This is a genomic window from Streptomyces sp. NPDC003042, from assembly GCF_053591315.1.
Genome location: NZ_JBSFTP010000181.1, coordinates 1 through 1,653 on the forward strand (window position 1 = coordinate 1; position 1,653 = coordinate 1,653).

The window sequence follows — 1,653 nt, forward strand, 5'->3', positions numbered from 1 at the left end:
ACACCCCCCCCCCCCTTCGCTGCTGTCCCGGGGCGCGTTTTCGTTGGGGGGGGGCCGGGGGTTGCGCCGCGCCGTGGGTGGCCACCAGGGCCCACCACCCTCGGCGCTTGCGGCCCGGCCCTCCCCAAGGCATGCTTCGCCAGAGCAAAGTGGGAGGGATCATGTCGGTGGACAAGCGGACCGTGGTGACGGCGGTGCTGTGCGCCGCGGCGGCGCTGGGCGCCTCCGCGGCGGTGGCCAAGCTGGCACCGCCGCCCGAGGAGAGCCGGGTGAAGGCCGGCCCGACGGCCTCGTCTCCTGCCCCGTCGCGATCGCAAGCGGCGAAGTCGCAGCTCTCGGCCTCGCCGGGGGCCTCGCTGCCGCCGCCGGTCATCCCCAAGCCCGGCGGGCCCGCCGCCTTCACCGGGGCCCTGTTCACCGGCGGTCTGGACGGTGAACAGTTCTGCACGGCGACCGTGGTGCAGAGCCCGGGCAAGAACCTCCTCGTCACCGCCGGGCACTGCCTGCTGGCCGGGCAGCAGGCGGGCGAGAAGGGCGCCGTCTTCGCACCCGCGTACGCGAACGGCTTTGCTCCGTACGGCACCTGGAGGGTGGAGCAGGTCTTCGAGGACGACCGCTGGGCCGAGGGCACGGACGACGACTACGACCTCGCCTTCGCCCGCCTCGCCCCCGACGACAAGGGCCGCGGCATCGAGGACGTCACCGGCGCGGCCGCCCTCGACACCTCGGGCCGCGCGGCCGAGGAGGTCACGGTCACCGGCTACCCCGCCGACCGCAAGGTGCCCCGTACGTGCACGGCGGTCAGCGTCCGGCTGAGCGCGACGCAACAGCGCTTCGACTGCGCCGATTTCCCCGGCGGTACGAGCGGCAGCGCCTGGATCGCCCGCGACGGCCGGATCATCGGCATCCTGACGGGCGGGGACACGGACGACGTCTCGACGAGCACGGTCCTCGGCGACTACGCGGCCCAGCTGTACGCGAAGGCCACGGCCGGCGGTTAGGGGGACACGGGGCGAAGTACGCGGAGTACGCGGAGGCGTCGCCGGGTCCGGGCGTCAGGCCAGCAGGCCGAGGTGGACCGGCTCCGCCGGGGCCTCGGACAGCAGATCGGCCAGTCGCGGGGGCCAGAGCGGCTCCCCGAGGGTGGCCAGGCGCTGCGGGGAGAGCCACTGCCAGTGGATGCCGGGGGCTTCGAGCACCGGTTCGCGGTGGGGGCCCGAGGTGACGTAGACGTGCTCGTGCTGGCGGACGGGGACGCCCTGGTGGGTGAAGTCGTGCTCCCAGGTGCACAGCAGCCGCTGCGGCTCCAGGTCGGTCCACCCGGTCTCCTCGCGCAACTCGCGCCGTACGCACTCCTCCGGCGTCTCCCCGGGGTCTATGCCACCGCCCGGCGGCAGCCAGTGGATGCCGACTTCGACGTTGTTCTCCCGGAACAGGAACACCGATCCGCTGGGGGAGAGGACGACAATGCGGGCTGCCTGACGTGGAGTTCTCATCAACTCAGGGTACGTCGGGGCCGGGGTGTACGGGATCCCCTCGGCGGGGTCGGGGGAGTGCCGGGGGCTTCCCGCCAGTCCACTGTCCTTCCGTGTCGGTCCGGTCCCTCAAGGGCGCTCCTCCTTCGTCGTCGCGTCGCTGCGCGATGGCCTTCGG

Annotated in this window: 2 protein-coding genes; one reads left to right on the forward strand and one right to left on the reverse strand. The window is 73.4% G+C overall.

The genetic code is table 11. The features are described 5' to 3' along the window. The first annotated feature begins 161 nt into the window (after window positions 1–161). Window positions 162–1,001: a trypsin-like serine peptidase gene (locus tag ACWDYJ_RS36210; RefSeq protein WP_451569855.1), complete on the forward strand. Its 840-nt coding sequence runs from the start codon at window positions 162–164 to the stop codon at window positions 999–1,001. 54 nt (window positions 1,002–1,055) lie between these two features. On the opposite strand, the gene ACWDYJ_RS36215 is transcribed toward ACWDYJ_RS36210, so the two are convergent. After that, window positions 1,056–1,496 carry an NUDIX hydrolase gene (locus ACWDYJ_RS36215; RefSeq protein ID WP_451569856.1) on the reverse strand — a complete coding sequence of 147 codons (441 nt, stop codon included), beginning with the start codon at window positions 1,494–1,496 and terminating at the stop codon, window positions 1,056–1,058. Window positions 1,497–1,653 lie beyond the last annotated feature (157 nt).

Coding starts and splice junctions, on each gene's coding strand:
- ACWDYJ_RS36215 (WP_451569856.1), bottom strand. CDS start 1,496: ATGAGAACTCCACGTCAGGCAGCCCGCATTGTCGTCCTCTCCCCCAGC.
- ACWDYJ_RS36210 (WP_451569855.1), top strand. CDS start 162: ATGTCGGTGGACAAGCGGACCGTGGTGACGGCGGTGCTGTGCGCCGCG.